7 protein-coding genes are annotated in these 7,352 nt (G+C 55.1%); all 7 read left to right on the top strand.

The annotated features are described in order from the left end of the window. Positions 1-307 precede the first annotated feature (307 nt). Positions 308-703, top strand: coding sequence for a hypothetical protein (locus tag M7439_RS02860; protein WP_298343150.1), 396 nt, complete (start codon positions 308-310; stop codon positions 701-703). 494 nt (positions 704-1,197) lie between these two features. Further along, complete coding sequence (locus M7439_RS02855) at positions 1,198-1,800, top strand: hypothetical protein (protein WP_298343148.1); 603 nt, start codon at positions 1,198-1,200, stop codon at positions 1,798-1,800. A 950-nt stretch (positions 1,801-2,750) separates the two neighbouring features. Beyond that, entirely contained in the window at positions 2,751-3,818 is a 1,068-nt protein-coding gene (locus tag M7439_RS02850; protein WP_298343145.1) for a C40 family peptidase, read from the top strand. A gap of 79 nt (positions 3,819-3,897) precedes the next feature. Beyond that, positions 3,898-4,182: a DUF6112 family protein gene (locus tag M7439_RS02845; RefSeq protein ID WP_298337180.1), complete on the top strand. Its 285-nt coding sequence runs from the start codon at positions 3,898-3,900 to the stop codon at positions 4,180-4,182. Next, positions 4,182-4,985 (top strand): hypothetical protein, encoded by an 804-nt coding sequence (locus M7439_RS02840; protein ID WP_298343142.1) that lies wholly within the window; start codon positions 4,182-4,184, stop codon positions 4,983-4,985. The genes M7439_RS02845 and M7439_RS02840 overlap by 1 nt, the downstream gene beginning before the upstream one ends. 5 nt (positions 4,986-4,990) lie before the next feature. Then, a complete protein-coding gene (locus M7439_RS02835) occupies positions 4,991-6,172 on the top strand; it encodes a hypothetical protein (RefSeq protein WP_298343139.1) in 1,182 nt (393 codons plus the stop codon). Between the two features lie 19 nt (positions 6,173-6,191). Continuing rightward, on the top strand, positions 6,192-7,352 hold a 1,161-nt coding region (locus M7439_RS02830; RefSeq protein WP_298343136.1), incomplete at its 3' end, for an SCO6880 family protein.

Here is a 7,352-nt window from a genome sequence, read left to right as displayed (position 1 = left end):
GGGATTACCAAGTGGGCCAAGGCCTGGAACGAGAACCCCAAGCCCTTCATCTGGACCAAGAGCGCCGACGAGATCTTCGCTTCTATGCAGAAATACTTGGAGCCTATTGTTTCTCCGCAAACTTCTGAGGAGGGACACTAGCCATCAGTGGCGGAACACTATTAAACGCGCGTTAGGTTCCTGCCACCTTCTAGTTGCGTTTGTGTTCGAAGGGTTCCACGAAAGCCAGTGGTGCGACCAGGAGGTGGGCTGGTGTCTCGCCCGCGGCATTCCGATTCTGCCTGTACGACCAGAGGGATTTGATCGGTTGGAGGCGCGTGATGGCTTTCTTGAGGAGCACCAAGATATATGCCTCGAAGATGCTCGTGGCTCCGTTCCGGCTCGTTGGGTTGCATACCGCATCTTTCTTGGACTCATGGCACATCCCAGCACTAAAGCTGTAAGTGTCGGAGCACTTGCAGAGGCCTTCGTGCACTCGAGTTCGTATGACACAACTCGACGACTATGGGAGCTCATCGAATCTCAGTCTTCGTGGGACGATAGACAGCTGCGGAGGCTTGAGTATGCGGTGAAGACGAACAGTCAGGTTTACAATGCGGTGGCCGGGCCGGAGTTCCAACCGGTACCTGAGCTAGTCGATGAGCTGGTAAGGAGGCTATCACCTCCCGACACCTCCTCACTTCAGGACGAGGAGCCGTTCTAGAGCCTTGATCGTTGACCACTGTGGATGAGATCGCCTTCCTTTGCGCACTTCACGAACGAGCATTGGCCCCTTCTGAGCGGAGCGACCAAAATCGGAGTGGCCAGCAGACTAATCAAACATCTACTAGTGCACCGCATGAAGGCGAGGAGATGGGTGATCGACTCGGCGAAAGCTCTTCCGTATCGTCACATTTTGGTACCGGCTTCGTAGTTTTCGGAAGTCTTTTAACACTCGATCATCCTTGTTCCGTGTTAACGAACGCTCAACGCGTCGAAGTATTCTGCCTAAGTCGAATTACTACATAGAAGATCCTGAGGGAGTGACATGCAGTACCAATACTACTGTTATATTGACGTATGAATCGACAGAAATGGTATCCGTCAATCAAGGTAATATTCGAATGATCGGGTGAAGTTGGTGATAGTTGTAGTAAATGTATCCGTCGTAGTGTATGTTAGTTACTGGATATGGCGAAGGTGTTAGGAGAGAGATAAATGATTGCTACGGTCGTTACTATCCTCGGCTCAGTAGTAGCATCTCTGACCGCCGTAGTACTGGCGGCATACCTACAACAAAGGTTTACAAAGTCCGAACAACGACGCGAAGCCCATCAGGCCTTCATTACATCAGTAGGTACAGTTATTACCAGGGCAGTCATCTTGTCAGAGATCAATGCTCCACGTGAGACCTTATATGCCGTATTTTTGGCTATGGGACCGGTCGTTACAAACATGTTTGTTCGATGGAAATTCGAACGTGAAGTGCTCGTGTCGGACTTAGCCACTCTAATGGAGCATGGTGTACAAGAAGTGCTCTCGGTTCAGAGTCCTCTAGAACGGGCACTTCCCTACAGCGCTATCGTTGCGGCGGTAGAAGATCTTCAGCAACGAGCCCTCAAGGTAAAGGCTCTCGGTCCGGGAGATGTGAATGTTGCTTGTCAGAATGTCGTTGATTGTGCTTTATCTTTGTTGGAGTGTGCAGGTTCGGCCAAGAAAGTGCTCCCCCTTCTTAGAGCAACTCAAAGAAGTGCATTTGGCCTGAAGCTCGAGGAACTGAGGAATGCGGTTCGCAGGTTTGATGACTTAGTGGGAAGATAAACGTGTTCTAGGTCACTCCGAGAGATTGAGGTCCTTAGGTAAATGCATCTTCCGTTATCCCGCCCAATTGATGGTCGTGTTTTCGTTCGAGGCTGTTCTGATCACAATATGGCTCTGTATCTGGAATGAGGTTGGCAATCGAGGTGAGATGGTCTGGTTGATGAGGGATCAATAGACCTGGCGCAATTGATTAAGGGAAAGGTATGATGTTCCGTAGGATCGGGCGATTCCTAATGCTGAAGCGATAGTCCCCATGGCTCCTCCTCCGTGAAACCTTCGGCTGTGTCACTCGTCCTCAAATTCCTGACTTGCACTTATTCATAACCGAGCCGCGTAGCCTTCCAGTACGGCTGGTTGGTATAGAAGGAAGTTGGATGCCACTCTTGTAGCCTCCTTGGATCTGCGGCGCTGATGAGGACCGGTGGACCCTTGGATTCTGGGCTTTCCAGGACTTTTGATCAAGCGTTGATTGTACATCGGTCTGAAGCTTGCACTTGGAGCCAAGGCATTGTTTCGAATACTCCAAGGCGGTCTCATTGAATTGGAGCTCGCTCTGGCACTCACAGGTGCGCAAACTGACAGGGAGGCGAATCTGGCCTGACGAGTTTCGCTCCCATGCAACCCTATGAGCAGGGACTCTTACTGGCCCTGGAATCCCAGTATCGATAACTTGCGCTACTTACGCAGCAACACATATCAACTGAGCTGGGGAAATAGCGGAACTCTCCTCTTCCATGCTAAGAACAGGGAAAAAAGTAAGAGAGGGCAAAAAAGGGGCGAATGCACACTTACGCATCAGTTTGCGCAAGTTCCCTGATAGAGGCCACGGACATCGAGCTGGACGTGGTCAGCGTTACGCTCACTTGCGCACTCGATGCTCGGCGCTTGTCTGACTTTGTCTGGGTGATTTCAGGATTGGTGACGTTTTTCCTGCTGGTCATTGCAAGGTTGTGAACTACAAGGTCGTACTTGCTCTTTGCTTAGCCGCCCTCGCTGTCCTGATGGGCCTTGTCGTGTTGACAGGAGGAGCAACAGGCCCCGTTGCCGAGCAAGCAACGCTCAGCACCTTGGTCAATATGGCCAGCTGTCAGTCGACGGGTACGATTGTTACCCTGGATCCCGAACAATCAGTGAATGCTGAAACAATTGTGTCGGTCACCGCAGCTGCCTCTGGTGAGTCTGCGCAGGCAGAGCAGATCGCGCTCATGGTGGCGATTACTGAGAGCGGTTTACGCGACCTTGGAAACACGAGGGTTCCAGGTTCCAACACAGGGGAGGGAATGGGCCAAGATGGTACGTCCGTGGGTCTCTTCCAGCAGCAAACTCAGGATGGATGGGGCACTGTATCCGAAGAGTCCAACCCCGCCGATGCCACTGGCATGTTTGTACAGCGTCTGCTTTCAGTCTCAGATTGGCAGACCAAGAAGCCATGGCGTGTCGCGGAGGAGGTCCAAGGGTCTCGCTTCGTTCGTGGCTCGAATTACAAAACTCACTGGCTCGAAGCTGGTGTCGTGTTGGCGGAGGTCACCGGGTCTTTCACCGTCGCTGGTTGTGGTGCGGGTCCCACGGGAGGGGTTACGGGGGCGGCGAGCTCGGATGGACTACCCGCTGGTTATGCGATCCCGCTTGGGACCACTCCTCAGGCGAGCCTTGCAATCACCTATGCGCTTTCGAAACTTGGAGATCGCTACGTTTGGGGAGCAGCGGGGCCGAATGCGTTTGACTGCTCAGGGCTCACCATGATGGCGTGGGCCCAGGCGGGTGAGACACTCGACCACTACACGGTTGATCAGATGAACGAGGGCCAGATGGTTGCTGTTGGTGCCATGGCACCTGGTGATCTTGTCTTCGTCCCTGGTACGGATGCCCCTGGTCCAGGGTTGCCTGGTCATGTCGGGATCTATCTCGGTGATGGATTGGTTGAGTCGGCAGTAGATCCGCAGATGGGGGTTGTGGTTCAGTCCTGGACCGCCTTCACTGCCGGGGGTCTTGATGCCATTGTGAATCCCACAACCTAATTTGTGACGGTTTTCCGCCGGGCAGGTTCTTGGGTAGTGGGGACCGAAGTGTGGGACCCTCGACAGAAAGGGAACAACAATGCTTAACCTCCTCGCGGTCAACATCAGCCCTAATACGTCGGGCCTTCCGGGCATCACCGAGTTGGAAAACATCGTCGGTGCGCTATTGACGGTTGGCCTCGTCGCCGCTGTTGCTGGCGTTATTGTCTCCGCCATCGTGTGGGCACTCGGTCACCACTCCAGTAATCCAAACCATACCTCGAGGGGCAAGACAGGCGTTCTCGCGAGCTTGATCGCCGCATTGTTAGTCGGAGGAGCTGATGTTCTCGTTAACTTCTTCGTCGGTGCTGGGCACGCGCTGTAATGAGATCGCGCTCGACTCGAGGATGGCTCATCGGTGGCGGTGGACTAGTCATCGTCGCAGTACTAGCGATCATCTTCGTTTTGGGGGCTCGTGGCGGAAACGAGAAGGGAACCCGTGCCATCGCAAACAACGGGGGAACGAGTCATACGTTGACGCCGCGCTATAGCGCTCCACCTGGGGAAGGGCACACATCAGCCCAACAACTGGCCGATAATGCCAAGATCGCTGAGGCGAATCAGGCCAACGGTGCTGAATGGATCCAAGTGGAAGCGCTGAAACTTCCTCCCCCGACAGTCTCCGCTAACTTCCCCGCGATCTTGAATACCCTTCGACAGGGGTCAGACACGTATGCGACGGCTTTTGTTAACGAGCTACTCGATATCAACTTTGCCAAAGACACTCGCTCTGCACTGCTCTCGTGGGCGCAATCGGAACTTGCACCAGACTCCATGCCTGGGACTCCTTCGCTTGCTTCGACCCGGGTGCTTTATGGCGACCTTGTTGGTGAGCCGTCACCCATCCCTACAGCCTCGACATGGTCGATGAATGCCAAACATCGAGTCGTGTGGAGTGTCTCAGATGTGAGCGAGTCGGTCAACCCGGAGTGGTCGTCAGCTCTTGCAACGGGTTGGCAACCCTCAGACCCACTCATGGTGGCCCTGGACGTGACAGGCACTCTCACCATCAGCCAAGCTAGCCATCAGGCGGTCAGCAAACCATTCTCGCTTGAACTCGGCCTCGCAAGTGCCGAATATCACCACGGGTATGGTGCCATGTCGGTTGACAACTGGACCGAGGGCTAGCTCTGGTGCCATCGATACCTAATCCGTTTACGGCACTTGGAAGTTTGCTCAGCTCCGGTGCGAAATCGTTGGCTGGTTCAGCATTTTCGGCGATCGCGAAATACTTCTCTGAGGCGGCGACCAAGGTATGCACCTGGCTTTGGGAAGAAATCGGGAGCGCGACGGCGATCCGTCTTGGTGGAACGGGTTTTGATCGTCTCTTGGCGATGCTGATGGCCATCGCGGTCGTGGTGGGTATGGGGTTGTTTCTGATCCAGATCATCCAGTCAATTCTGCGCCGCGACATCGCTGGTCTTGGCCGCGCAGGCAAGGGGCTACTCATTGCCTTCATCGGTGGAGCTGCGGCGATCGCTGTCACGAACCTTCTACTCGCAGCTACTGACAGCCTCTCCAATGGCATGGTTCAGGCGGCCACCGGGGGGACCATGACGACCCTTGGTCAAGGCATCATGGGTAGTGCTGTGTTAGCTTCCATTCAGAACCCCGCTGCTTTGCTGATTCTTTCGTTGATCATTATCGTGGCTGCCGTTGTCATCTGGGCGGCACTCACGGTGCGAAAACTCTTGATAATCCTCGCGGCCGTCTTTGGTCCATTAGCTTTTGCTGGCTCATTGGCCGACATCTCAACTGGTTGGGTGAAGAAGTGGATCGAGGGGATGATTGCACTGATCGCCTCGAAGCTGATTCTCGTAACGATTCTGATCACAGGCTTCTACACATTGTTTCGTGGCATTGGCGCTGTTGGGGTTGGTACAACGGCTGGAGCCCCTTCTGGTACTCAAGCGATCACCCAGATCGCCTCGGGAGGTCTTCTCCTCCTAATGGGCGGACTCGCCCCCTGGATTGCCTTAAAGACGGTTCATTTCACCTCTGATCACATGTCGCAATTACACGGCCATGCGAGCAGTGTGAAGTCGGTGACACAAACGGCCGTTGCCGCTCCACAGAAGGTCTCATCAATCGGAGGCCAATTTGGCGTCACTGGGAGTTCCCCCAGGCCGGCCTCCACTTCCGGGCAACCAGGCCAGACTGGCCCAACTGGTCCGAGCGGCACCGGTGCTCCAGGCTCCACAAAGCCGAGCACGAACGATCTCTTTGACCTCGCTTCCCATGGTCCAACGCAGGCTTCACCATCATCGTCGCCAAATCCTCGTGCCCCGTCCGCTGCGAGTAGTTCATCGAGGTAGTTAACAGAAAGGTATCGCCATGACCGCTTCCTCCTCACCAGTCGGGCCAGCCACTGTCAGGTTCGGACGTCAATCGACGCGTGGTGTCATGCTCGGGTTCTCATTGCCCCGGGTCGTCGCTCTCGGCTTGGTTGTCATCGTCGTAGTCGCCGTTCTTGCCATTGCAGGCGAGACCGGGTTTGTCTTGTCGGGCTTGTTGTGGGTGCCCCTCTTGGCATCGGCAATGGTAAGTGTTCAGGGTAGACCTGCCATCGAATGGGTACCGGTGGCGGGTCACTACTGGGCTCGCAAACACGCAGGGCAGACTGAGTTTCGCTCCAAACCATCGAAGCCCCGACCAGCAGGTACCCTTGCCCTACCCGGCGATGCGGGGGCCCTTCGCTTCTACGATGACCCTGTCACTGGTTGTGTCATGGTCCATGATCCTCATCGACAGACCCTCTCGGCAACGCTTCTGGTTGAACATCCTGCCTACGTCTTGCTCTCTCCTGATGAGCAGGCTCAACGGGTGTCGGCTTGGGGCCGGACACTCGCCTCGCTGGCCCAGTCCGGTACCTGCGCCGCTCTGCAAGTATTGGAGTCGACGGTACCTGACCCAGGCGTTGGCGTCGCGGGTTGGTATGAACATCAGGGGCTCCATGACGGTAGTTGGACCGATGAGGCTTATCAGTCATTGCTCGATCAGACCTCAGTAGGTTCTTCAACGCATCGATCCACCATCACCATTGCTCTTGACATGAAGGCAGCGTCCAAGGCCATCGTCTCGGCTGGTCGAGGGATGCGCGGCGCAGCAGCAGTGCTATCAGCGGACATGGCCGCGATTGAACACAGCCTACGAACATCGGGACTGAGAGTCCAGCATTGGTTGGCGGCCGCCGAACTAGCAACTATTGTCCGCTCTGCCTATGACCCTATGGAGAGTATCGTCCCAGGCCAACCCGGCTCAAAGCTTGCCACCGCCGGACCGGTTGCGATCTCCGAGCACTGGGATCATTTCCGTTCTGATTCAGGCTTCTCAACGGTCCTCTGGATCAGCGATTGGCCACGAATCGATGTACCTCCATCATTCCTCCATGCGTTGGTCTTCTCTCCAGGGGTTCGAAAGTCGATCTCCATTGTTGCCCATCCAGTTGGCACCACTGATGCACTCAAATCCATCCGCAAGGAAAAGACGGAGGCA

Source organism: Ferrimicrobium sp. (assembly GCF_027319265.1).
Lineage (GTDB): Bacteria > Actinomycetota > Acidimicrobiia > Acidimicrobiales > Acidimicrobiaceae > Ferrimicrobium.
Note: the sequence above shows the minus strand (reverse complement) of the source record. Positions and strands in the feature narration are given on the sequence as shown.

Coding starts and splice junctions, on each gene's coding strand:
- M7439_RS02855 (WP_298343148.1), top strand. CDS start 1,198: ATGATTGCTACGGTCGTTACTATCCTCGGCTCAGTAGTAGCATCTCTG.
- M7439_RS02845 (WP_298337180.1), top strand. CDS start 3,898: ATGCTTAACCTCCTCGCGGTCAACATCAGCCCTAATACGTCGGGCCTT.
- M7439_RS02840 (WP_298343142.1), top strand. CDS start 4,182: ATGAGATCGCGCTCGACTCGAGGATGGCTCATCGGTGGCGGTGGACTA.